Here is a 256-nt window from a genome sequence, read left to right as displayed (position 1 = left end):
ATACATCGGCCGCATCGACCAGCAGGTCAAAGTGCGCGGCTACCGGATCGAGCTTTCAGAAATCGAAGTCCGCCTCGCGCAGCTTGCGGACGTTCATGACGCGGCGGTGACGGCGGTGGAAGACAAATCGGGCAATACCGCGCTTTGCGCCTATGTCGCACCTCAGCAGGACGATATCGAAGCGCTCAAAGCAGCGCTGAAAGACACGCTTCCGGACTACATGGTGCCGGCGTTCTGGGTGGAGATGGACGAGCTT

Annotated in this window: 1 protein-coding gene; it reads left to right on the top strand. The window is 59.8% G+C overall.

What is annotated here, in order from left to right:
* The coding region (locus Y79_RS01000000120040) for an AMP-binding enzyme (protein ID WP_032864787.1) at positions 1-256 on the top strand (256 nt) is incomplete at both ends.

Origin of the sequence: Bacillus siamensis KCTC 13613 (assembly GCF_000262045.1) — a bacterium.
Taxonomy (GTDB): domain Bacteria; phylum Bacillota; class Bacilli; order Bacillales; family Bacillaceae; genus Bacillus; species Bacillus siamensis.
The sequence above is the reverse complement of the archived record's forward strand: the minus strand, read 5'-3'. Positions and strand labels throughout refer to the sequence as shown.